The following is a 21,935-nucleotide window of genomic DNA, read 5'->3' as shown; positions in this document are numbered from 1 at the left end:
CCTCAAGCGAAAGCGGTGGGCAGCTGGCGGTGCCAGTCAGTCACTTGCTGATAGCGATGCGCCACATTGAGCAGGCGAGACTCACTCCAATAAGGCCCGATCAGTTGCAGTCCCACTGGCAGGCCGCGCACGAAGCCGGCCGGAATGCTCATGCCGGGCAGGCCGGCGAGATTGGTGGCAATCGTGTAGATGTCTTGCAGATACATCGCGATCGGATCTTCCTGCTTGGCGCCGAGTGCAAACGCCGTTTCCGGTGCGGTCGGGCCGAGGATGACATCGCAGTGCTGGAAGGCGATGTCGAAATCCTGCTTGATCAGGCGACGAACGCGCTGGGCCTGCAGGTAATAGGCATCGTAGTAGCCGGCCGACAGCGCATAGGTGCCGATCATGATGCGACGACGCACTTCGGCACCGAAGCCCTCGGCACGCGAGCGCTTATACAAGTCTTCGAGATCCTTTGGATTTTCGCAGCGATGGCCGAAGCGCACGCCATCAAAACGCGACAGGTTCGACGAGCACTCGGCAGGCGCGATCACATAATAGGCCGGCACCGACAGCCCGCTGTTGGGCAGGTCAACTTCCACCACCGTGGCACCGAGCTTCTCGATCTCCTTGATGGCGGCGTGAATCAGAGCTGCGGTGTCGGCATTTAGACCATCGCCGAAGAATTGCTTGGGCAGACCCACGCGCAGGCCTTGCAGCGAATCATTGAGGCTGGCGCGATAATCCGGCACCGGATGATCAATCGAGGTCGAGTCTTTGGCATCGTGCCCGGCCATGACCTGCAGCAGCAGGGCGGCGTCTTCGGCGGTCTGCGTCATCGGGCCGGCCTGATCGAGGCTGGAGGCGAAGGCAATCATGCCCCAGCGCGAAATGCGGCCGTAGCTGGGCTTGAGGCCGGTGAGGTTGCACAGTGCCGCCGGCTGGCGAATCGAGCCACCGGTATCGGTGCCGGATGCCGCCGGAGCAAGGCGTGCCGCTACCGCCGCAGCGGAGCCGCCGGAGGAGCCGCCGGGCACGCGGGTGACATCCCATGGGTTCTGCACCGACCCGTAGTAGGAGGTCTCGTTCGACGAGCCCATGGCGAACTCGTCCATGTTGGTCTTGCCGAGCATGACCAGGCCGGCCGCGTCGCAGCGGCTAATGACTTCAGCGTTGTACGGCGAAATGAAGCTCTCGAGCATTTTCGAGCCGCACGTTGTTTTCACGCCCTGGGTGCAGAAAATATCTTTTTGAGCGAGCGGAATGCCACTGAGCAGGCTGGCTGTACCGCTGCTTCGTGCGGCATCGGCGGCCACTGCTTGGGCGAGTGCAGGCTCTGGGGTGACGGTGATGAAGCTATTGAGGCCGCCTTCAGCGGGATTGTCATAGCGCGCAATGCGATCAAGGAAATGCTGCGTCAGTTCCACGCTGGAAAAATCGCGACGCTCCAGTCCGAGGGCTAGGTCGGCAAGCGTTAGGGTATGCAAAGTCATAGCGGTTTCTACTACTAAATTATTCGACGACGCGGGGCACGAGGTAGCACCCATCCTGAACGGCGGGGGCAATACTTTGATAAGTATCTCGTTGATTTAATTCGGTTACGCGGTCTGCACGCAGGGGCTGAGTGGCATCCAGAGGATGCGCCATGGGCTCAATGCCTTGGGTATTGGCCGCCTGAAGCTGATCGATCAGCCCCAAAATGTTATTAAGACTGTCTGTGACGCGCACATTTTCTTCAGAGGGCAGTTGCAAACGGGCAAGATGGGCGATACGCGCCACCTGATCGGTGGTCAGGGCCATGAGGGCGAACTCCAGACGATGCCGCCCTGCGTTTGCGGGCGGCCATAAAGGATTGCGAGTGCATTAAAGAACGCAAGTTATCACAGAACAGAACTTGTCCAAAATGGTCTCTTTGTTTAACCTAGCAGCACTTTAACGCTTGTCACACCTCTGTTGCAGGCTAGGCTTCTTTGCGCGGCGCCACGCGCTCATCAAATCGGAATTGCTCATGTTGTTTAAACGCCTTCTTGGGATGTTCTCCACCGACCTCGCTATCGATCTCGGTACCGCTAACACACTGGTTTATGTGCCTGAGCGCGGTATCGTGCTGGATGAGCCATCTGTCGTTGCGATTCGCACGTCGGGCGCCACCAAAACGGTCGTGGCAGTGGGTATGGATGCCAAGCGTATGCTGGGCCGTACACCGGGAAACATCGCCGCTATTCGTCCTTTAAAAGACGGCGTGATTGCTGACTTTGAAGTCACCGAAAAAATGCTGCAGTACTTCATCAAGCGTGTGCATGACACAGGCTTTATGCCGCCGCGTCCTCGTGTACTGGTCTGTGTGCCTTGCAAGTCGACATTGGTTGAGCGTCGTGCCATCCGCGAGTCCGTGCTGGGCGCGGGTGCACGCGAAGTGCGCTTGATTGAAGAGCCGATGGCTGCTGCCATTGGTGCAGGCCTGCCGATTGAACAGGCTTGTGGCTCCATGGTTGTGGATATTGGTGGTGGTACCACTGAAATTGCCGTGATCTCGCTGTCGGGTTCGGTGTATTCCGACTCGGTACGAATCGGTGGCGATTTGTTTGATGATTGCATCGTGTCCTATGTTCGTCGTCAGCATGGCTGCTTGATTGGCGAAGCCACAGCTGAGCGCATCAAGCAAGAAATTGGTACGGCTTTCCCCGGTGGCGAGCTGCGTGAAATTGAAGTCCGTGGCCGTAATCTCGCTGAAGGCGTGCCACGCACCTTTACGCTCAACTCCGATGAAATTTTGGGCGCTATTCAGGACCCACTGGCTGGCATCGTGACGGCCATCAAGAGCGCGCTGGAGCAAACGCCGGCGGAGTTGTCCGCGGATATCGCAGAGCGTGGCATGGTGCTAACCGGTGGCGGCGCGCTGTTGCGTGACCTCGACAAGCTCTTGGCCAAAGAAACTGGCCTTCCCGTGATTGTAGCGGAAGACCCACTGACCTGCGTCGCTCGTGGCGGCGGTCGTGCACTCGAGTTTATCGACAATATCGCCTACGACATGTTGTTCCAGGACTAAGTCGTCGCTGGGTGTTAAGAGCCGGCCAATGTGCCGGCTTTTTCATATTTTCGTTGAAGACATGGCTTGTCTCTGTGGCTAGGCCGTGTATAAAAACACAACGCTTTACGGTGCCTTCGGGAGGCCATCATCGACAACTCGTTGTTTACTCGCCAGCGCGGCGATCGAGTGCATATTGTCGCCACACTAACGCTTTCTGTGGCGTTGCTTGTGGGTGACAGCCTGCAATGGGGATGGCTTGCCTCACTGCAGCGCCAGCTCTACAGCTTGGTAGAGCCTGTGTATTTGGCGATTGCATTGCCTAGCACCGCGTTTGAAGAAGCGGCGGATAGCATTCGAATGGGGGCGGCACTAAAGCGGGAAAATGCGCAGTTACGTCAGGTTAACTTAGTGCTGGCTGCTCGTGTTCAAAAGCTCTCCTATTTGAGTAATGACAATGCCAGGCTGCGTGGCTTAACCGTGGCAGCGGAGTCCATTGAAAGCCGTGTTTTAGTCACCGAGGTGATCGGTGTTGATCCCGATACGACGCATCATGTGCTCATCGTTAATCAAGGTGCTGAGGCAGGGTTGTATAAAGGACAGCCGGTGCTGGACGCGCGCGGTGTAGTGGGTCGCGTTCAGTTTGTCGGGCAGCAGACGGCTCGCATTATGTTGATCTCCGATCGTCAGCACTCGGTACCCGTTCGAATTAACCGCAATGGTATACGCGCGATTTTAAGTGGCACGGGCGATCCAGAAGAGTTGTCACTGCAGTTTGTGCCGGAAACGGCCGATATTAAGAAAGACGATTTGTTGGTGACTTCGGGGCTAGGCCAAGATTTTCCCGCAGGCTATCCCGTTGGGGTCGTGACGCGTATCCGTAAAGTGCCGGGCGAGCAATTCCTTGAAGTTTCTGCGCGAGCGGTGGCCGCTCTCGATCGCAGCCGCTATTTGCTCGCCTTGTTTGAGCGTCCAACGGTTGCGACCAGCGCGCCTATTCCGGCCGCGGATGCAACGATTCCCGCCGTCAGTGCCCCCTCTGTTCCAGTCGCCCCCGAGGTGCCCCGTGGCTAATCCCCGAAGCCCATTCCTGGCGATTATTTGGAGCTTGTCGGCCGCGTTGCTGATGAGCATTTTGCCATTGCCTGATGCCCTGCAAGCGTGGCGGCCGGAATGGGTCATGTTAGTGCTGATTTTTTGGGTCATGCATGCGCCTTCCTGGGTGGGGCTGTGGTTTGCCTTGGTGATGGGCCTGTTGCTTGATGCCTTTCTAGCCAGCCCATTGGGTCTGCATGCCCTCGCGCTGGTGTTGGTGATTTATGTCACCCGCATGACGCAGCGTTGGTCGGGCGTGTTTTCGGTGCGCCAAACCACTGCCTTGGTTTTCTTATTGATTCTGCTCGAGCGATCGCTCACTTATGCCGTGCTTTCTGTGCGCGGCGAAGTGCCGACGGATCTGAGCTACTTCCTCCCGGCCGCAGCCAGCGCCTTAATCTGGCCAACGGTGCTGCTGTCTTTGCGCCGCTGGACGCAGCGTTAATCATGCCGGGCGGATTGTATTTGGCCTCGGCCTCTCCTCGGCGCGCAGACTTACTTCGCCAAATTGGCATCACCGCGCGTTGTTTGCCTGCGGATGTCGATGAATCCCTGCAGGCAGGCGAGTCGGCCAGCGACTACGTGCTTCGTTTGGCCAAGGCAAAAGCCGAAACGGTGGCTGCTCGGCTTGCTCATATCCATGAGCCCATCTGGGTCTTAGCGGCGGATACGACAGTCGTGTCCGGTGGTGAAATCCTAGCCAAACCAGAAAACTTCGCCGATGCCCAGCGGATTTGGCGGCACCTCACGGCGAATGATCATCGCGTACTGACGGGCATTGCTCTCTGGCATGCTGGAAAGACAGCGTATTGTGTCGTCAGCACACGTGTGGACTTTGCCGGCATTCCTGAAGCAGACCAAAAGGCTTATTGGGATACCGGTGAGCCACAAGACAAAGCGGGTGCTTATGCCATCCAGGGCCGAGCTGCGTTATATATTCGCGGCATAGAAGGCAGTTATAGCAACGTGGTGGGTTTGCCATTGGCTGAAACAGCCGCCTTACTGCGAGACGCGAATTTTCCACTTTGGCCTTAAGGAGTGCTATGCGCACCCTCAGCACGGATGAAGTCTTAATCAATGTCACGCCCATGGAGTCGCGTGTCGCTCTGATTGAGAATGGCGTAGTGCAAGAGCTGTTTATTGAGCGAACGGCAAAACGCGGTTTGGTCGGCAATATTTATCGCGGCAAAGTCGTTCGGGTCTTGCCGGGAATGCAGGCTGCTTTTATTGATATTGGCCTAGAGCGTACAGCATTCTTGCACATCAATGAGGTGCGCATTGCACCCAAAGGCCTGCGCCCACAAACCATCCAAGAATGCATGCATGACGGCATGTCCGTTACTGTTCAGGTCATGAAAGACATGATGGGCAGCAAAGGGGCCAGGCTGACCATGGACTTGTCTATTCCCTCGCGCTACCTCGTCTATATGCCTTATAGCGACCAAATTGGCGTGTCGCAAAAGATTGAAGATGAGCCCGAGCGTGAGCGCTTAAAGCAGTGGATTCGTCGCTTGCGAGAGACATCTCCCGATGAGCTCGGTGGCGGCTTTATCATCCGCACGGTTGCTGAAGGCGCTCATGATGCTGAGCTTGATCACGACATGGCGTTTTTGCTCAAACTGTGGCGTCATGTTCGCGAGCGAGCCATTTATACCAATGGCCCAGCCTTGATTTATGAGGAGCTGCCGCTCTCCTTGCGCACCTTGCGCGACATTGTCGGCGCCAGCGTGTTGAAGGTGCTCATAGACTCTCGTGAAACCTATGCCAAGGCGATTGAGTTTGTGCGCGAATTTGTGCCGGGCTTGGAGTCGCGCTTAGAGCACTACCCCGGAGAGCGCCCACTTTTTGATTTATATAATGTCGAAGACGATTTGCAGAAAGCCTTGCAGCGCAAAGTGCTGCTGAAGTCGGGTGGTTATCTGATTATTGATCAGACCGAAGCCATGACCACGGTGGACGTGAATACCGGTTCGTTCGTCGGCTCACGTAACCTCGAAGACACCGTGTTCAAAACGAACTTAGAGGCGACGCACGCGATTGCCCGACATCTGCGCTTGCGCAACTTGGGCGGCATCATCATCCTCGACTTTATTGACATGCAGGAAGAAGATCACCGCAGTCAGGTCTTGCGCTCGCTGGAAAAAATGCTCAGCCGTGATCATGCTAAAACGAAGATCACGCAAGTCTCCGAGTTAGGGTTGGTGGAGATGACTCGCAAGCGTACCCGGGAGTCGCTAGAGCATTTGTTATGTGAGAGCTGCCCGACCTGCGCGGGCCGTGGCACTGTGAAAACAGCGGAAACTGTCTGCTTTGAGATTTTTCGAGAGATTCTGCGGGAGGCGAGGGCCTATGATGCCGCTCACGGATACTCTGTCGTGGCCAATCAGCGTGTCATAGATCGGTTGCTGGGCGAAGAGTCTGCGGCGGTGGCGGATCTGGAGCACTTTGTGGGTAAGCCCATACGCTTCCAAGTCGAGGCGATGTATCACCAGGAGCAGTACGATGTGGTTTTGCTCTAACGCGCGTGAGTTGAGCGAGTGACACACACGGTGTCGCGCTTAGATCGTGTATTGCATAGCAGCTTAATGGTATTGGCTGCTCTGCTCATCCCACTTGCCTTAGTGGTGGGCTTGGGTCGTGAACTCATGCCTTATGTGGGTGATCAAAAGCAACATGTTGAACACTGGTTAAGTGCTAAATCCGGCTTAGATATTCGTATCGGTACGTTAGCGGGCGATTGGCGCCAATTAAGTCCTGTGCTCACCGTCAAAAACATTACGCTGCGCGATCCCGCTCATCCTGAGCAAGTGCTCTTAACCATTCCTTCCATGTCGACAACGCCAGACTGGTGGGCGACCTTGCTCGATCTCAGTCCACGATTACGCACCACGCTTTCAGGGCTGCAAGTGACGTTGTTGGCTGCCCCGGACGGCAGTATTCAAGTGAAAGAGTTCGCCAGTTTAAAGCAGTCTGATCCGGCGAATGCCTTGAAGGGGTTGCGTTGGCTTTTGGCTCAGCCCGGGTTGACGCTAGAAGATAACCAATTGCATTGGCAGGTTTCTGGCCAGCCCCGTTTGACCCTTAAAAAGCTGCACTTAACCCAATTTAATGCCGTGTCGGATTACCGTCTTCAAGTGGGCTTTACACTGGCCGGTAGTGACGTAGAGCAGCAAGCTCTGCTGGTCATGGGGCAAGACCCAATGGCATGGCGTGTCAGCCCATGGCAGTTATATGTGCAAATGAACACGCTATCGGCTTGGCAGCCTTGGCTTAACAGTCTTAAGTCCATTTGGCCGATACCGTCAGTCAGTGATTTGCAATTAAAGCAGGGTGATATAAAGCTCTGGCTGGGGAGCAAGGGTGGCGCTCCGCGCACGCTATCGGTCGCGCTCAATAACGTTGACGCTACGGTTGCGTTGCCCGCACATGGGGAGCAGAGCATCGTCGGGCTGAGCGGTGTGCTGAACATGACGCATCACGCAGATAATTGGACATTTGCGGGCGATGATCTGGCGGGTCAGCTCAATGGATTGGCGCTGCCGTTGCGCCGATTTGCGGTCGATTTACGACCCGATAAAATGACTATTGCGGCGGCTCGTATGGTTCTGCCGCAGTTACAAGCTCATGCCCTACAGTTGAAATTGCTTCCCCAGCGGCTGGCGGATCAATTGGCAGAGGCGCAGCCGCAAGGCGTCTTACCACGGCTTCATCTGCAGCTAGATAAGACGCAGGCAGGGTGGCAATTTCAGCGTGTAGAAGCGGAGTTTAAAGCACTCAGTGTCAAGCCTCAGGGCAAGCGCCCTGGCTTCGAGCGCATGGCGGGGTGGTTAAGAACAAGTACCCGCACAGGGCTGGTTTATTTCGATACGCGCCAAGCTCGATTGTTGCTGCCCGAGGTCTTTCGCGAACCGATCGCGGTAGATAGCCTGCAGGGTGGGATGCGCTGGCAGCATCGAGAGGGCTTATGGCATATCGATAGTGATGTGTTAAAGCTAGTGAATGCCGATGCCGAAGCGAATGCTCAGTTTGCGTTGCGCCTGCCGGACAAGAATCCAGGCCAAGGTCAGTTGGAGCTACTCGCAGGCCTACGCAATGCCAAATTGGCTAGTGCGTATCGCTATGTGCCGTGGCATTCAGCGGGCGCCAATACGTTGGCCTGGCTCAAAAAGTCGCTGACATCGGGAGACATTGAGCAGGCTAGCTTTGTTCATATCGGCCCACTTTACGGCGGCCCAAAGGGCGGCCGTCTGGATATGCAATTCAAGCTCAAGAACGCGGTCCTAGACTACGTACCGGGCTGGCCCGTGCTCTCTGGCTTAGATGCTACCGTAGATATTTCTGGGCAGCGCTTAACCGTGCGCGGTGAGCGCGGCAACATACTCTCTGCTCAGGCCAAAAATCTGCTCGCTGACATTCCGGATCTTCACCGCCCCGTGTTATCCATTAACGCAGACCTAGCGCTGGATTTAACGGATGTCGATAAGCTATTAGCCGAGTCGCCTTTAAAGAAACAGACTGCCGGGGTGGCTGAGCGGTTGGCATTGTCTGGTCCTGCGCAGGCTCGTTTGACCCTTTCCGTGCCGTTGTCATCAGGCACCACCGCGGTGAAAGTAGATGCGCAACTGAATAACGCAGTCATTGAGCTGGCGCAGGAGAATCTGCGATTTGAACAGGTTAAAGGCGCTCTTCGATTTGATAGTCAGCAAGGCTTGGATGCGTCATCTCTGCAGGCAGCTCTTTGGCAAAAACCAGTGACCATCCAATTGCGCGGTGAACAGCGTCGTGGGCAGTGGTGGCAGCAAAAAGTATTTGTTCAAGCACCCATTGATATGGCGGCGTTAGGTCGTTGGTCTGGCGTAGATGTTTTGCGCTACGCCCGAGGTGGCTCAGTGGCTGATGTGCAGGTGAATTTGCCTGTCTCGGCACCCGGGTTAAGTAGTTTGCAAATCAATAGTAGCCTGGTGGGCACGCAAATTCTGTTGCCCGCGCCTCTGGGCAAGTTGGCGGCCACTCCTCTGCCGATGCGCTACCAAACAACACTCGGCCAAGCGCCAGAGCACAAGGCCAGTGTGACGCTGGGGAATGACCTGCGCATGGGTGTCGTCACCAAAAATGGTGGGATTCAACGCGCATTAATCCGCTACGGTGTACCTGGTTTAGCCTGGCCCAGTCAGAGCGGTATTTCTGCCGATTTGCGCGTCGCCAAAGTGAACCTTTCCGCGTGGCAAGATTTTATCGCACAACCAGTATTGACCTTGCCGGGTCGAAAATCCATGACGGCGGAATTGCCAGCATTGCATCAGATCAATCTGGAAACAGACGCGTTGCAATTAGGTGACGAGAGTTTTTCCAATACGCGCATTAGGGCCACGAAAATTGATAGCGCGTGGGACTTGCAGCTGAAAGGTTTGCAGCCTGCGCGCTGGCCTAATTGGCCGGTGACCGAAGTGTCTGGGGTGTTGCAACAACAAAATCAGGCATGGCTGCTTTCGCCATTAACGCTCAAGCAGCCGCTTTTGAATTTTTCAGGCAGTGCCACATGGGGTCTGCAAGGCGAAAAAATGACGCAGATAAAGGGGCAGCTTGAAGCGAAAGATATCGGTGAAGTCATGGCCCAAATGGGTGTTGCCAATGCCCTGAGTAGTGAGTCCTTAGAGGCTGGCGGTGAGTTGTTTTGGCCCGGCGCTCCCAACGAGTTCAGCCTTAATCAAAGTTCAGGCAATGTGACGGCGACGCTGAAGCAGGGACGTTTAAAAGAAGTGAGTGGTGTCAATTTAGCGACTCGAATTTTTGGCCTGATTAACGCCAGTAATTTATTAAGACGCCTGCGCTTCGATTTCACCGATATCACGCGCAAAGGCATTAATTACGACAAAATTATGGTGAAGGCGGACCTCAATCAAGGGGTGCTCAAGCCTGCACAGTTCGATTTAGAAGGGCCTACGGTACAGATTCGCGGGCGTGGTTGGGTCAATCTCAATAATCAAACTTTAGATCAGCAGTTGCGTGTGGGTGTTCCCGTCAGTAGTGCTGTGCCGGTGCTTGCTGGCTTTTTGGCGGGCCCCATTGTGGGCGGCGCTTTAGTTGCGGCCGATCTTTTATTGGATAAGCAGCTGGCAAAACTCACCTCAGTTCGCTATCGGGTCAGTGGTAGTTGGGAGAACTTGGTTGTTGACGATGAGGCTTTGGAGTCGTTGCCGGCGAACCTGCCCAAGTCGGATGCAGCAACGGATCCCAAGCCATGAATAAGGCTTGCGTTGCTGCCTGGCAAATGGTGAGTAGCTCGGAGTGGTCCAATAATCAGGCCAGTTTAGCTCGCGGCTTTGCGCAAGCGGCTAATGCAGGCGTAAAGCTGTTACTAATCCCCGAGAATGCCGCCATTTTTGGTGCAGCAGCGCAGCTGGCTGAGGCAGGGCAGATTCAGCTCATCATGGCGTGGTTGTCCGAACAAGCGCGGCAGCATGAACTGACCTTAATCGCCGGCACGCTCCCGCTCAGACAGCGCCCTGATGGTGTCACAGTACCTGATGGTCGGGTACGCAGTGCAACACTGGTTTTTGGCCCTGATGGTGCTTTGCTGGGACGCTACGATAAGCGCCATCTTTTCGATGTTGATGTGCCAGACGCGCAAGGTCGCTACCAAGAGTCGGCCACCTTTGAGCCCGGCGATGATATCGCCCTGATCGAAACACCCGTTGGACGTGTCGGTGTGCTGACCTGCTATGACCTGCGATTTCCTGAGCAAGCGCGACATCTGCGTCGCTTAGGCGCGGATATCTTAGTGGTGCCTGCCGCGTTTACCGCAGTCACCGGCGAGGCGCATTGGCAAGTACTGTTGCGTGCCCGTGCGATTGAAAATCAATGTTTGGTCATCGCGGCAGGTCAGGGTGGGCAGCATAGTGAGCAGCGCAAAACCTGGGGTCATAGCCAAGTGATCAATGCGTGGGGTGAGGTTCTGGCGGAGCGCCATGAGTCGGGCGAAGGGTTGGTTACGGCGTTGTACGATGCGAGTGAGCAGCATGAATTAAGGCGACGAATGCCGGTGGAGCAGCATCGTCGCGATTGAGCTAAGTGCCATCCTATTACATGGCTAGCGCCGCTAGCTCGCGTAAGTAAATCCACAGCTTATGGCGAGCAGGACGCGTCGTCTCATTTATCTCAGTGATCCCAGCGGCCTCGGTGCTAACCACTTCTTTTCGTGCCAAGCGAACCAGCGTGCGTAGCGTGTGTCGGTCAGCGGCAGGGAAGCGTGTCATGACTTCGCCCAGCAGCTCATCGCCGTGGGTAATAAGGCGTGCAAGCAATAGGTCTAGTTGTCGCTGTAAAGCCGGGTTACGCAGAGGGTTGAGTGCCGCCAGCAGGGCTGCTTCATCCGCTTGCCGCATTAATTTGCCAATGTACTGACGCTGCCGGCGAATGGCCTCATGAGCCTTGATGCGTTTGAAGTCGAGCAGGGCTTTCAGCAGGGCGTCTTCTAGCGGAAGCTTTTTAAGCTGCGCTTCACTCATTTCAGCTAAGCGTTCGCCCAGCACTTGCAAGCGATCAGAAGATTTTTTCTGGTCGGTTTTGCTCGGACCAAAATCTTCATAATCATCTTGCGGGGTAAAGTAGCCACTCATGACGCTCTCCAACAGCCGCGGGCATGGGCTGGAACGGCGTGGATGATAGCAAGGTTGCGCCTATTCGGCTTCGTCAAAACGCCTTGCGAGCAGACTTTGCACGGCGGCCACGGCGGTATCGGCATCATCCCCTGCGACATGCAGTTGGAGTTGTGAGCCTTGGCCCGCGCCCAGCATCAGTAGTGCCATGATGCTGCGAGCATCCACTAAGCGCTCACCACGACCAATCCGGACCGTGGATTTAAAAGGGGCGACGGTTTCCACCAACTTCGCAGCAGCACGAGCATGCAAACCTAGCTTGTTAATAATATCCACGGTCAGATGGTGTTCAGCCATGCTGGCCTCGGCGACTCAACTCACGATGGCGTAGTTGTAGATTCGGCAAATCCTCTCGTAAGGCGGCAAATAGACGTTCGGCAAGATAGACCGAGCGATGTTGCCCGCCAGTGCAGCCGATTGCGACCGTGACATAGCTGCGGTCGCTGGCTTGGAGTTCGCGTACCCAGCGCAGCAAAAACTGATAAATATCTGAATACAGCGCTTCAACCAAGGTTTGACCCGATAAATACTCAATGACGGCGGGGTCCCGCCCGGTCAAGTCGCGAAGAGCGGCTTCCCAGTGTGGATTGGGGAGGCAACGGGCATCGAACACCAGATCGGCATCTAGCGGAACGCCATGTTTGAACGCAAAAGATTGAATCTGTACGGCCTGGTGTGCCGAGGTGACAGGCTCTAGTCGCTGCTTCAGCGCTTCGCGCAGGTCATGAACGGATAAGGCGCTGCTATCAACACGTAAGTCCGCACGCTGAGCCAAGGGCTCCAGCAGTTCGCGTTCGTAGGCCAATGCCTCCTCAAGGGAGCGTTCGGCATTACTCAGGGGGTGGCGTCGGCGGGTAGAGCTGAAGCGGGCCAGCAAAATATCATCACGCGCATCGAGGAAAACGATTTCCGGGTCGCAGTTTTGCTCATGCAGCTGTAGCGCAATACTTTCGTAGCGACTGAGGTCGCGAATACGGTTGCGCGCATCAATGCCAACGGCAAGACGGACTGGGCGCTCTTCAACATCGTCACGAAAGCTCGCCACCAACTCTGGCAACAAGGCCACGGGGAGATTGTCGACACAGTAATAGCCTAAGTCTTCGAGCTGATGGAGCGCGGTGGACTTACCTGAGCCTGATCGTCCGCTAACAATGACGAGTTTCATGAATTGGACCAGTCGCAAAAAGGGATGGCTCTATCCTCGTGGCGATACTGACGGTTGGCAAGTGACAAAGTGGTCATCAACCTAAAAACAAGGGTCTGTAACGCAGAAATGCCCAGCATAGGCTGGGCATTCGATGGTAAGCAGTTCAGTTGCAAGTGCCGGGATAAGGCTCAGTGCATCTGGTGCTTTTCTTTGTGTCGCACAATTTGTCGGTCTAACTTATCCGACAGTGCGTCGATGGCTGCATAGAGGTCCTCAGATTCGGCGATGGCAAAGAGCTTTGCCCCCGACGTTCGGATGACGGCCTCGGCCTTTTGGACCAGCTTATCGACGCTGAGAATAACTTGCATACTGGTGATGTGGTCGAAGTGTCGCTCGACCTTAGACAGCTTGCTGGCGGTGTAGTCTTTCAGCGCGCTGGTGAGTTCAACGTGGTGTCCACTAATGGTCATCTGCATGAGACGCTTCCTCGCTTTCGTGGGTGACGACAGCGGGGGCCGGAGCTTCCAGCGTTCAGCGGGTCGGACGGGCAGAGTGGCCTTGCAGCCAAGGTGTCCGGGCGGCCTGTCGAGGATGGAAGCAGAGGTCCCCAGTTAAAACTGAGTGACACGGTACATACTTCACTACATTCAACAACCGGTATGCCTTGACTCTAGCATAGGGCCAAGGGCTTAAAGCAAGCGTTTTCTGTCGCTCGATGAGGCGATATTGAGTGACTCTCTGTACTTGGCGATGGTGCGTCTTGCAACTTCAATACCTTGCGCTTGAAGAAGGTCAGCAATTTTGTTGTCGCTCAGTGGCTTTTTCGGATTTTCGGCCGCAACCAGTTGTTTGATCATGGCGCGAATAGCCGTGGATGAGGCCTCGCCACCGGCACTGGTACTCACATGGGAGGAGAAAAAGTACTTCAACTCAAACAAGCCGCGCGGTGTATGCAGGAACTTTTGAGTCGTGACGCGTGAGATGGTGGACTCATGCAAGCCCACTTCATCGGCGACGTCGCGCAAAATCAAGGGCTTCATGGCAACCGGGCCATCGTCTAAGAAGCCCCGTTGATGCTCCACGATGCAGCTGGCGACTTTAAGTAAGGTCTCGTGGCGGCTTTGCAGGCTCTTGATGAGCCAGCGTGCTTCCTGCAGATGATCGCGAATAAATTGGTTGTCACGGGTGCTGTCGGCACGACGCAGCATAGAGGCATAGCCACTGTTAACGCGCAGTCGTGGGGCTGCGTCAGGGTTAAGCTCGACACGCCAGCGGCCATTCATTTTGCGTACGACTACGTCCGGAATGAGGGCCTTGTCATCGGCGCTCGCCCAGCCTTCACCGGGGTGCGGCGTGAGTTCGCGGATAAGCTTAAGTGCCCGATGCACCGCCGCTTCGCTGAGCTTTGTGAGGCGCATCATGCCCGCTAAATCGCCATTGGCGAGACGGTCGCAATGATCGCGTAAAAGCAATCGAGCGTCGGCGAGTCCGGGGGTGGCGTCATCACGCTGTCCGAGCTGAATGAGTAAACATTCGGCTAGGTTGCGGGCGGCGACACCGGGAGGATCGAATTGCTGCACCCGATGTAGAACAGCAATGATTTCATCTTCTTCAGCTTCTTGCTGACGCCAATGCAGGGCTGTAGCCGCCAGCTCTTCTAAGCTGACGGTGAGATAGCCACGCGCATCGAGACCATCAATAATGGCTTCAGCAATGAGCCTATCGAGGTCTGAAAAGCGCGTGAGGTTGAGCTGCCAGCGTAGGTGATCTTGCAGCGTCTCAGCCAGAGCACTGCGGCTTTCAATGGGATCGCCATCTTCATCGAGGCTGTCGCCACCGCCGCTGCCGCTGGTGCCGGCATAAATATCGTCCCAAGCGGTATCAACGGGTAATTCGTTGGGAAGGTCGTTTTGCAGGTTTAGGTCTAAAGTCTGGCTTGCCGCATCAACCGTTTCGGGCGTTCCGGCAGTTACCTGAGTGATGGGATCGGAGGATGCATCAGATCCGTCATCAAGCTCTAACAGGGGATTACTGTCGAGCGCCGCTTGAACCTCTTGTTGAAGCTCAAGTGTAGACAGCTGCAGCAGCTTAATGGCTTGCTGAAGCTGCGGCGTCATGGTGAGGTGCTGCCCTAGCCCCATCTGGAGCCCGATTTTCATCACAGTGAGAACTGCTCCCCAAGATAGACTTCACGTACCAATGGATTGGCTAAAATCTCAGCGGGTGTACCCTCGGCAATTTCAACGCCGGCGCTAACGATGTAGGCCTTTTCACAAATATCGAGCGTTTCGCGTACATTGTGGTCGGTGATTAAAACGCCAATGCCGCGCTGCTTTAGGTGCATGATGATGCCCTTGATATCGGCGACCGAAATCGGATCGACTCCGGCAAAAGGCTCATCCAACAAAATAAATTGCGGGTCACTGGCGAGTGCGCGTGCGATCTCAACACGACGGCGTTCTCCGCCAGACAAACTCATGCCAAGGTTGGTACGAATATGGCCAATATGAAACTCAGCCAGCAGGGACTCAAGCTTGGCTTGCTGAGCGGCTTTATCTAGGTCTTTGCGTGTTTCCAAAATCGCTAAAATATTGTCTTGCACGCTGAGCTTGCGAAAAATGGACGCCTCTTGGGGTAAATAGCCAATGCCCTTCTGGGCGCGACCGTGCATGGGCAGGTGCGAAATATCCTCGTCATCGAGGCGAATGCGACCGTTATCCATGGGGACGAGGCCCACAATCATATAAAAGCTGGTGGTTTTTCCCGCGCCGTTAGGGCCGAGTAGGCCAACAATTTGCGCGCTTTCCACGGCCAGGCTCACATCTTTAACAACGGTTCGACCTTTATAGCTTTTGGCCAAACCATCCACACGCAGGATGCTCATGGTTTCGCACTCCCATTGCTGCTGGTAGGCGAGGGTGTTTTAGTGCTGTTGCGAGCCGAGGGCGGAAAGGTGAGCTGTACGCGTTGACTGGCGTCGCTCGTGGCTTCAATTTGTTTACGCAGCGTGGAGTAAACGATACGGGGGCCGCTGAAGCTCGCATTGTCTTGGCGCAAAATGGCATTGCCCAACAGCGTGATCACGCCGGTGGTGTTATCAAAAATAATCTCGTTCGCATCCGCTTTGACTAAGCCTTTGGCGGGGTCCGTTTTTTGCTCATAGTGCGCAGGCTTGCCCAAAGTGCGTGCATTTAAGAGGTTGCCCTCGGCATCGACTTTAAGGGTCAGTGAGTCGCCGTTTACCCGCAGCGTACCCTGCACAATTTGAACTTTGCCGCGATAAATGGCCTCACCTGACTTTTCGTCAAAGCGCGCATTGTCGGCAGTGATTTGAATGGGTTGCTGAGCATCTTCGGGCAGCGCTAAGGCGGTATTGGCAGCGCAACCTACGAGCAATAGAGCGGCCAGTTTTTGCATCCAAACCTTAGTAAGACGGGGCATAGCGAACCTCTACAGAAGATTTTAATTCGACAGATTTGGCCTGCAAATCCGTGCTCATACCAATGCCTGAAATGCTTCCTTTCGGGCTAATGACCGTGACTTTTTCGGGGCTATCAAATCGATTGGCCTTAGGGTTGGCATGCAGGCGCGAGGTCTCCAAACGCAACGGCTCTTGACTCAGTAATCGTTGCGCAACCACTTGGCCAGACAGCCAAATATCGCTGGCAGGATTCGGGCTATCCGCCTGTTTGGCGGTCAGGCGCCAAAGCAGCTGGCCATTGCTGTAAAGCTGGATATCCGGCTGCGTTAAATGAAAGCGTTCCGGAGCGGGGTGATGCGTTAGTTGCTCACCTTGCATGCGTCTTAATAAGTTCCCTTTGCTGTCGGTTTGCCAGAGTTGCACTTGCTCAACGATATAATCCGGTTTGCCGCTGTTGTCTGTAACAACATTGTCAGCCGTCAGCCCGCCCCAGCCATAGTAGGCGCCGGCACTCACTGCAATTAGCACCGTCGATAATTGCAGCAGTGGGCGAATATCCATAATTAGATGGCCAAATAGGGCGCAAGCGCCGTGTCATAACGATTCTGCGCATGCAGCAACAAGTCACAGACTTCGCGAACAGCCCCGCGCCCGCCGGTGAGGGTGGTCACATGGTCGGCGCGTGTCCTAAGCTCGCTGTGTGCATTCGCGACCGCTACACCGAGACCAGAAGCGAGAATCGCAGGCAGGTCTGGCCAGTCGTCGCCAACGTAAGCCACTTCGTCCAGTTCGTAACCCAGCTCGGTAATGAGCTCCTTCAGCGCCACCAATTTGTCTTCACGCCCTTGCAGGAGATGCTTGATTTTCAGGTTGGCGGCGCGGCGTTGAACGAGGGCGGTGGTGCGGCCCGTGATGATGGCAACTTCGATGCCGGCGCTCTGCAGCATCTTGATGCCGTGGCCATCTTGGGTATCGAAGGTTTTAAGTTCTTGGCCGTCTTCGGCGAAATACAAACGACCATCCGAAAGTACGCCATCCACATCCAGCGCCAGCAAGCGAATGCGTGCGGCCTTCTCTTTAATACGAACCGAGAGCATCAGACCACTCCTGCCTTGAGGAAACCATGCATGTTGACCGCACCCAGCGGGCGGCGTTGAGCATCGACCACGACCACGCCATTGATGCGGCGCGCTTCCATCTCAGCCAGTGCTTGTGCGGCCAGAATGCCGGCGGGCACGGTCAGGCAGTTTGGCGTCATGACTTGTTCGATGGGCGTGATGCGGATGTCGAGATTCTGGTCGATGGTGCGACGCAAGTCGCCGTCGGTGAAGAGGCCGACCAGGCTGCCATTGGCATCGACCACGGTGGTCATGCCTAGGCCCTTACGCGTGATTTCCAGCAAGGCATCGCGAATCGGCGTGCCGACCGCGACGATGGGCACTTGCTCGCCCTTGTTCATGATGTCATCGACCAGCAGCAGCAGGCGGCGGCCGAGCGCACCACCGGGGTGCGACAGCGCAAAGTCCTCGGCTGTAAAGCCGCGTGCTTCCAGCAGCGCCACGGCCAAGGCATCGCCAAGTACTAGCGTATTAGTGGTGGATGAAGTTGGTGCCAGACCGAGCGGGCAGGCTTCCGGCGACTTGCCGATGGTCAGCGCGACATCGGCATGACGGCCCATGCTGCAATCGGCCAGCGCCGTGATGCTGATGAGCTTGGCGCGCAGACGCTTGATGACCGGGATGATGGCGAGAATTTCGTGGGCTTCGCCGGAGTTGGAAATAGCGACCACTACATCCTGTGCGGTGACCATGCCGAGATCGCCGTGACTGGCTTCACCGGGGTGCATGAAAAAAGCCGGCGTGCCGGTGGAGGCGAGGGTGGCGGCGATCTTGTTGCCGATATGACCGGACTTGCCCATGCCGGTGATGACGACGCGGCCCTTGCAGGCCATGAGCAGTTCGCAGGCGCGGCGGAAATCGTCACCAATCAGTGGCCGCAGGGCCTCAATAGCATTCAGCTCGACCTGCAGCACGCGCTGGCCGGTTCCGACAAAATCGACATTACCCATGGCATTTATCCTAGAAGCCCATACAAATTCAGTGCCAACTCTGTCAGGTAATTATGGCCAAGCCAAGGGCTTGTCACCAGCCCTACGCTTTGATTCCGCCGAAAAAGATCCGGTGCTATGATGCGCGCCTTTATTGGCTAGAAATTATTGCCATGGCAGATGCGTTGAGCGACCTCGTCCATATTCGCGACCTCAGTTTTAGTCGTGGAAATCGCGTTATTTTTGACCGCGTCAATGTTCGCATTCGTCGCGGCCAAGTCACGGCCATTATGGGGCCCTCAGGCTGTGGCAAAACCACACTGCTGCGCTTTATCGGCGGTCAGCTGCGACCGGACAGCGGCGAGGTCTGGGTGGATGGTCAGAATGTGCCGGCACTTTCGCGCGATGACCTCTTTAAGCTACGCGCCCGCATGGGCATGCTCTTTCAGTCCGGCGCATTGTTCAGTGATCTCACCGTACACGAAAATGTGGCGTTCCCGCTGCGCGCGCACACTCAACTGAGTGAAAGCCTGATTCACGATATTGTCTTGATGAAATTGGAGTCTGTTGGTCTGCGGGGTGCGGAGCAGCTGATGCCTGCGGAGCTATCCGGTGGCATGGCTCGCCGTGCGGCGCTGGCACGCGCGATTGCGCTTGACCCGCATTTGATCATGTACGACGAGCCTTTTGCCGGCCAAGATCCCATGGTTATGGGTGTGCTGGTGCGACTCATTCGTACTCTGCGTGAGGCGCTCGATTTGACCTCCGTGATCGTCTCGCATGATGTCTCGGAAACCCTGTCGATTGCAGACTACATTTACGTATTGGCCAATGGTGCCGTCGTGGGAGAAGGCACGCCGGATCAACTGCGCGCATCGGAGTCGCCCTTTATTCAGCAGTTCCTCAACGGCAGCGCAGAAGGCCCCGTGCGCTTTCAATATTCATCGCAGCCTTGGGCTGACGTGCTGGGAGCTTGAGATGCTGACGCGTGTGCAGGCACTGGGTGCTCGTGGTTTAGATGTGGTGAGAACAATCGGCGCTGCGTCCGTCTTTCTTTGGCAGGCGTTGGTGTGCTGGCCGCGCTGGCGCTTAGCCATACCGTTATTAATTCAGCAAATCTACGCCGTGGGCGTGTTGTCCTTGGTCATCATTATCGTGTCGGGTTTGTTTATTGGCATGGTGCTGGGCTTGCAGGGCTACAACATCTTAATTACTTACGGCAGTGAGCAAGCGCTGGGTACGTTGGTGTCACTGACCTTGACCCGTGAGCTTGGGCCGGTGGTTACCGCGTTGCTTTTTGCGGGTCGCGCGGGATCGGCGCTGACCGCGGAGATTGGCCTGATGAAAGCCACCGAGCAGCTGTCCAGTATGGAAATGATCGGTGTCGACCCTCTTCGTCGCATCATTGCACCACGCTTCTGGGCCGGTGTGCTGACCATGCCCATGTTGGCCACTATTTTCACGGCGGTGGGCATCCTCGGCGGACGCTTGGTCGGCGTGGACTGGCTGGGCATTTTTGAAGGCTCCTACTGGGCCAATATGCAGCAGTCGGTTGAGTTTATTGATGACGTGTTGAATGGCTTAATCAAGGCCTTGGCCTTCGGTATTGCTGTGACCTGGATTGCTGTCTTCCAGGGTTACGATTGCGAGCCCACCAGCGAGGGCATTTCACGTGCCACGACGCGTACGGTGGTTTATGGATCTTTAGCGGTGTTGGCACTGGATTTCATCCTCACCGCTGTCATGTTTGGAGGCGTCTGATGCGCATTAAATCCCTAGAGTTGCTGGTGGGTGCTTTTTTACTACTGGCGTTTGGCGCGCTGATGTTTCTGGCCATTCAAGTCAGCGGCCTGTCCGGCGAGACCAGCAAAGAGTCGTACCGTGTGCATGCGCTATTTCAGAATGTGGGCGGCCTCACCGAGCGCGCCAAAGTCACTATTGCTGGCGTGAGTGTCGGTCGCGTCGAGTCCATCACTTTGGATGCTAAGACGCAGCAGGCCCGCGTTGAGATGGCCATTAATAGTGAAGTCAATGACATCAGCACCGATGCGGTTGCCGCTATTTTGACTTCCGGCCTGCTCGGCGAGAAATACATTGGTTTGACGCCCGGTGCCGACGACACGTTTTTGAAAGAAGGTAGTCGTATTGAGCAAACGCAATCGTCCTTAGTGCTGGAAGATTTGATTGGTAAATTCCTGTTCAATAAAGCCACGGAAGCTCCAAAGGCAGCGCCAGAAGCGTCAGCCGATTCGGCAGATGCAGCGTTTTAATGCCTGAAGTTACTTAAAGGACTATGTTATGAAGCGTTTAATGGGTTTGATGATTGTTTCCAGTGTGATTGCTGCACCAGCGTTTGCGGCGGTTGCGGTGAATGCCTCTGCATCAGTAGCCGCGGTGGTGAATGCGCCGGAGGCGAACCCGCAAGTCGTTGTGCAAAAATCTATCGACAACCTCGTTGCGCGTATCGTCAAAGAGCGTAAGGCGCTACTGAAGAGCCCGGCTGCGCTGTCGGCACTTGTTGATCAAAACATTACGCCGTTTGTCGATATTCCGGGCATTGCCCGTGGTGTCATGGGGCAGTATTTCCGTCAGGCTAGCCCAGAGCAGCGGGATCGATTTGCCACGACGTTCAAACAGAGCTTGATTCGCACCTACGCCAATGGCTTAGCGGGTTATAACAATCAGAAAATTGTGGTGAAGCCCTACACGCCGGGTGCTGATATGAATCGCGCTCAAGTGGATGTTGAGGTCACGCTGGAGTCCGGCACGATGGTGCCTGTAACCTTCCAGATGGTTCGTGATGGTTCCGGTGTTTGGAAGGCACGCAATTTGATCATTAATGGTTTGAACTTAGGTTTGACCTTCCGCAAACGTTTCGCGGATGTGGTTGAGCAATCGGCTGGCAATTTGGATAAGGCCATTACGGCATGGTCGCCCGATGCAGCAACCATCGATGTGGTAAAGGCCAAATCATGACGGCTGTTGTGTCACGCCTAACAGATGGCAATGGCCTCGTGCTGAGTGGCGCGGTGGATAGCGCGAATGCGGGGCAGTGTGAGGCCGAAGGCTTGGCGCTTATTGCCGATCTGGCCGCCGGCCCCTGCATCTGTGACTTGTCTGGCCTAACCACCGGCAATAGCGTGACGGCAGCGGTGCTCATGTCGTGGCGCCGCGCCGCTGCCAAACGTCAACAGACCTTGACTCTCCGAGCCATTCCCACACGCTTGCATGCGATTCTGCAAGCCAGCAATCTACTCCCTGTTTTTACGCCTACTTAATAACGAGTTCCGATGAACGCTGCCGAAATTCAGTCCCTGCTGACTGCTGCCATTCCTGAAGCACAACACATTGCGGTCACTGGCGATGGCGGTAAATTCACCGTCACGATAGTACATCCGGCGTTTGAAAGCCTCCGACCAGTGGCGAAGCAGCAGCTTGTCTACGCGCCGTTGCAGACGCATATTGCCAGTGGCGCCATTCACGCCGTCAGCATGCAAACCTTGACGCCTGAAGAGTGGCGCAAGATGAAGTTATTCGGCTGATTTTTAAACATTCTT

25 protein-coding genes are annotated in these 21,935 nt (G+C 55.7%); 13 read left to right on the top strand and 12 right to left on the bottom strand.

What is annotated here, in order from left to right; translation table 11 throughout:
- Positions 1-2: 2 nt before the first annotated feature.
- Complete coding sequence (gatA, locus tag A8710_RS10640; protein WP_068860796.1) at positions 3-1,469, bottom strand: Asp-tRNA(Asn)/Glu-tRNA(Gln) amidotransferase subunit GatA; 1,467 nt, start codon at positions 1,467-1,469, stop codon at positions 3-5.
- 25 nt (positions 1,470-1,494) lie between these two features.
- Entirely contained in the window at positions 1,495-1,782 is a 288-nt protein-coding gene (gene gatC, locus A8710_RS10635) for an Asp-tRNA(Asn)/Glu-tRNA(Gln) amidotransferase subunit GatC (RefSeq protein WP_068860374.1), read from the bottom strand.
- Positions 1,783-1,993: 211 nt separating this feature from the next.
- Here gatC and A8710_RS10630 point away from each other — a divergent pair, with 211 nt between their 5' ends.
- From A8710_RS10630 to A8710_RS10600, 7 genes are all read left to right on the top strand, one after another.
- The gene (locus A8710_RS10630) at positions 1,994-3,031 is read left to right on the top strand and encodes a rod shape-determining protein (protein ID WP_068860795.1); all 1,038 of its coding nucleotides are present in this window, start codon (positions 1,994-1,996) and stop codon (positions 3,029-3,031) included.
- A gap of 168 nt (positions 3,032-3,199) precedes the next feature.
- Positions 3,200-4,084, top strand: a complete 885-nt coding sequence (gene mreC, locus A8710_RS10625; protein WP_157686403.1) for a rod shape-determining protein MreC — start codon at positions 3,200-3,202, stop codon at positions 4,082-4,084.
- Entirely contained in the window at positions 4,077-4,550 is a 474-nt protein-coding gene (mreD, locus tag A8710_RS10620; RefSeq protein WP_157686402.1) for a rod shape-determining protein MreD, read from the top strand. Before mreC ends, mreD begins: the two co-directional genes overlap by 8 nt.
- Before the next feature lie 2 nt (positions 4,551-4,552).
- Positions 4,553-5,140, top strand: a complete 588-nt coding sequence (locus tag A8710_RS10615) for a Maf family protein (protein WP_068860370.1) — start codon at positions 4,553-4,555, stop codon at positions 5,138-5,140.
- 8 nt (positions 5,141-5,148) lie between these two features.
- Entirely contained in the window at positions 5,149-6,624 is a 1,476-nt protein-coding gene (rng, locus tag A8710_RS10610; protein ID WP_068860368.1) for a ribonuclease G, read from the top strand.
- Between the two features lie 18 nt (positions 6,625-6,642).
- A complete protein-coding gene (locus tag A8710_RS10605; protein WP_068860366.1) occupies positions 6,643-10,350 on the top strand; it encodes a YhdP family phospholipid transporter in 3,708 nt (1,235 codons plus the stop codon).
- Entirely contained in the window at positions 10,347-11,171 is an 825-nt protein-coding gene (locus tag A8710_RS10600; protein ID WP_068860364.1) for a carbon-nitrogen hydrolase family protein, read from the top strand. The genes A8710_RS10605 and A8710_RS10600 overlap by 4 nt, the downstream gene beginning before the upstream one ends.
- A 16-nt stretch (positions 11,172-11,187) precedes the next feature.
- Here the strand turns inward: A8710_RS10600 and yjgA are convergent, their stop codons facing one another.
- From yjgA to A8710_RS10550, 10 genes are all read right to left on the bottom strand, one after another.
- Positions 11,188-11,724, bottom strand: coding sequence for a ribosome biogenesis factor YjgA (gene yjgA, locus A8710_RS10595; protein ID WP_068860362.1), 537 nt, complete (start codon positions 11,722-11,724; stop codon positions 11,188-11,190).
- Between the two features lie 60 nt (positions 11,725-11,784).
- Positions 11,785-12,060 carry an HPr family phosphocarrier protein gene (locus A8710_RS10590; protein WP_068860360.1) on the bottom strand — a complete coding sequence of 92 codons (276 nt, stop codon included), beginning with the start codon at positions 12,058-12,060 and terminating at the stop codon, positions 11,785-11,787.
- A complete protein-coding gene (rapZ, locus tag A8710_RS10585) occupies positions 12,053-12,928 on the bottom strand; it encodes an RNase adapter RapZ (protein ID WP_068860358.1) in 876 nt (291 codons plus the stop codon). The genes A8710_RS10590 and rapZ overlap by 8 nt, the downstream gene beginning before the upstream one ends.
- Before the next feature lie 170 nt (positions 12,929-13,098).
- Positions 13,099-13,386, bottom strand: a complete 288-nt coding sequence (gene hpf / locus A8710_RS10580; RefSeq protein WP_068860356.1) for a ribosome hibernation-promoting factor, HPF/YfiA family — start codon at positions 13,384-13,386, stop codon at positions 13,099-13,101.
- A 213-nt stretch (positions 13,387-13,599) separates the two neighbouring features.
- Positions 13,600-15,069, bottom strand: a complete 1,470-nt coding sequence (locus A8710_RS10575) for an RNA polymerase factor sigma-54 (protein WP_068860354.1) — start codon at positions 15,067-15,069, stop codon at positions 13,600-13,602.
- A complete protein-coding gene (gene lptB / locus A8710_RS10570; RefSeq protein ID WP_068860352.1) occupies positions 15,069-15,794 on the bottom strand; it encodes an LPS export ABC transporter ATP-binding protein in 726 nt (241 codons plus the stop codon). Before lptB ends, A8710_RS10575 begins: the two co-directional genes overlap by 1 nt.
- A complete protein-coding gene (gene lptA, locus A8710_RS10565; RefSeq protein ID WP_082968802.1) occupies positions 15,791-16,351 on the bottom strand; it encodes a lipopolysaccharide transport periplasmic protein LptA in 561 nt (186 codons plus the stop codon). The genes lptB and lptA overlap by 4 nt, the downstream gene beginning before the upstream one ends.
- Complete coding sequence (gene lptC / locus A8710_RS10560) at positions 16,335-16,892, bottom strand: LPS export ABC transporter periplasmic protein LptC (RefSeq protein WP_068860348.1); 558 nt, start codon at positions 16,890-16,892, stop codon at positions 16,335-16,337. Before lptC ends, lptA begins: the two co-directional genes overlap by 17 nt.
- 2 nt (positions 16,893-16,894) lie before the next feature.
- Positions 16,895-17,428, bottom strand: coding sequence for a 3-deoxy-manno-octulosonate-8-phosphatase KdsC (gene kdsC / locus A8710_RS10555; protein WP_068860346.1), 534 nt, complete (start codon positions 17,426-17,428; stop codon positions 16,895-16,897).
- The gene (locus A8710_RS10550; RefSeq protein ID WP_068860344.1) at positions 17,428-18,399 is read right to left on the bottom strand and encodes a KpsF/GutQ family sugar-phosphate isomerase; all 972 of its coding nucleotides are present in this window, start codon (positions 18,397-18,399) and stop codon (positions 17,428-17,430) included. Before A8710_RS10550 ends, kdsC begins: the two co-directional genes overlap by 1 nt.
- A 152-nt stretch (positions 18,400-18,551) precedes the next feature.
- Between A8710_RS10550 and A8710_RS10545 the strand changes: the two genes are divergently transcribed.
- Genes A8710_RS10545 through A8710_RS10520 form a run of 6 tightly spaced genes read left to right on the top strand, consistent with a single transcriptional unit; the run spans position 18,552 to position 21,920 of the window.
- Positions 18,552-19,355 (top strand): ATP-binding cassette domain-containing protein, encoded by an 804-nt coding sequence (locus tag A8710_RS10545; protein ID WP_068860790.1) that lies wholly within the window; start codon positions 18,552-18,554, stop codon positions 19,353-19,355.
- Between the two features lies 1 nt (position 19,356).
- Positions 19,357-20,139, top strand: a complete 783-nt coding sequence (mlaE, locus tag A8710_RS10540) for a lipid asymmetry maintenance ABC transporter permease subunit MlaE (protein WP_068860342.1) — start codon at positions 19,357-19,359, stop codon at positions 20,137-20,139.
- A complete protein-coding gene (mlaD, locus tag A8710_RS10535) occupies positions 20,139-20,648 on the top strand; it encodes an outer membrane lipid asymmetry maintenance protein MlaD (RefSeq protein ID WP_068860340.1) in 510 nt (169 codons plus the stop codon). Before mlaE ends, mlaD begins: the two co-directional genes overlap by 1 nt.
- Before the next feature lie 28 nt (positions 20,649-20,676).
- Positions 20,677-21,354: an MlaC/ttg2D family ABC transporter substrate-binding protein gene (locus A8710_RS10530; protein ID WP_068860338.1), complete on the top strand. Its 678-nt coding sequence runs from the start codon at positions 20,677-20,679 to the stop codon at positions 21,352-21,354.
- On the top strand, positions 21,351-21,656 hold the full coding sequence (locus A8710_RS10525; protein ID WP_068860336.1) for an STAS domain-containing protein: 306 nt from the start codon (positions 21,351-21,353) through the stop codon (positions 21,654-21,656). The genes A8710_RS10530 and A8710_RS10525 overlap by 4 nt, the downstream gene beginning before the upstream one ends.
- Before the next feature lie 12 nt (positions 21,657-21,668).
- Positions 21,669-21,920, top strand: coding sequence for a BolA family protein (locus A8710_RS10520; RefSeq protein ID WP_068860334.1), 252 nt, complete (start codon positions 21,669-21,671; stop codon positions 21,918-21,920).
- The last annotated feature ends 15 nt before the right edge of the window (positions 21,921-21,935 follow it).

Source organism: Perlucidibaca aquatica (genome assembly GCF_001676655.1).
In the GTDB taxonomy this organism is placed as follows: Bacteria; Pseudomonadota; Gammaproteobacteria; order Pseudomonadales; family Moraxellaceae; genus Perlucidibaca; species Perlucidibaca aquatica.
The sequence above is the reverse complement of the archived record's forward strand: the minus strand, read 5'-3'. Positions and strand labels throughout refer to the sequence as shown.

What these genes read in the sequence shown, in the direction of transcription:
- yjgA (WP_068860362.1), bottom strand. Translation starts at nt 11,724, where the DNA reads ATGAGTGGCTACTTTACCCCGCAAGATGATTATGAAGATTTTGGTCCG.
- A8710_RS10590 (WP_068860360.1), bottom strand. Translation starts at nt 12,060, where the DNA reads ATGGCTGAACACCATCTGACCGTGGATATTATTAACAAGCTAGGTTTG.
- A8710_RS10575 (WP_068860354.1), bottom strand. Translation starts at nt 15,069, where the DNA reads ATGAAAATCGGGCTCCAGATGGGGCTAGGGCAGCACCTCACCATGACG.
- A8710_RS10525 (WP_068860336.1), top strand. Translation starts at nt 21,351, where the DNA reads ATGACGGCTGTTGTGTCACGCCTAACAGATGGCAATGGCCTCGTGCTG.
- lptC (WP_068860348.1), bottom strand. Translation starts at nt 16,892, where the DNA reads ATGGATATTCGCCCACTGCTGCAATTATCGACGGTGCTAATTGCAGTG.
- A8710_RS10600 (WP_068860364.1), top strand. Translation starts at nt 10,347, where the DNA reads ATGAATAAGGCTTGCGTTGCTGCCTGGCAAATGGTGAGTAGCTCGGAG.
- rng (WP_068860368.1), top strand. Translation starts at nt 5,149, where the DNA reads ATGCGCACCCTCAGCACGGATGAAGTCTTAATCAATGTCACGCCCATG.
- A8710_RS10530 (WP_068860338.1), top strand. Translation starts at nt 20,677, where the DNA reads ATGAAGCGTTTAATGGGTTTGATGATTGTTTCCAGTGTGATTGCTGCA.
- hpf (WP_068860356.1), bottom strand. Translation starts at nt 13,386, where the DNA reads ATGCAGATGACCATTAGTGGACACCACGTTGAACTCACCAGCGCGCTG.
- lptA (WP_082968802.1), bottom strand. Translation starts at nt 16,351, where the DNA reads ATGCCCCGTCTTACTAAGGTTTGGATGCAAAAACTGGCCGCTCTATTG.
- mlaD (WP_068860340.1), top strand. Translation starts at nt 20,139, where the DNA reads ATGCGCATTAAATCCCTAGAGTTGCTGGTGGGTGCTTTTTTACTACTG.
- gatC (WP_068860374.1), bottom strand. Translation starts at nt 1,782, where the DNA reads ATGGCCCTGACCACCGATCAGGTGGCGCGTATCGCCCATCTTGCCCGT.
- A8710_RS10550 (WP_068860344.1), bottom strand. Translation starts at nt 18,399, where the DNA reads ATGGGTAATGTCGATTTTGTCGGAACCGGCCAGCGCGTGCTGCAGGTC.
- lptB (WP_068860352.1), bottom strand. Translation starts at nt 15,794, where the DNA reads ATGAGCATCCTGCGTGTGGATGGTTTGGCCAAAAGCTATAAAGGTCGA.
- A8710_RS10615 (WP_068860370.1), top strand. Translation starts at nt 4,553, where the DNA reads ATGCCGGGCGGATTGTATTTGGCCTCGGCCTCTCCTCGGCGCGCAGAC.
- rapZ (WP_068860358.1), bottom strand. Translation starts at nt 12,928, where the DNA reads ATGAAACTCGTCATTGTTAGCGGACGATCAGGCTCAGGTAAGTCCACC.
- kdsC (WP_068860346.1), bottom strand. Translation starts at nt 17,428, where the DNA reads ATGCTCTCGGTTCGTATTAAAGAGAAGGCCGCACGCATTCGCTTGCTG.
- A8710_RS10520 (WP_068860334.1), top strand. Translation starts at nt 21,669, where the DNA reads ATGAACGCTGCCGAAATTCAGTCCCTGCTGACTGCTGCCATTCCTGAA.
- mlaE (WP_068860342.1), top strand. Translation starts at nt 19,357, where the DNA reads ATGCTGACGCGTGTGCAGGCACTGGGTGCTCGTGGTTTAGATGTGGTG.
- A8710_RS10545 (WP_068860790.1), top strand. Translation starts at nt 18,552, where the DNA reads ATGGCAGATGCGTTGAGCGACCTCGTCCATATTCGCGACCTCAGTTTT.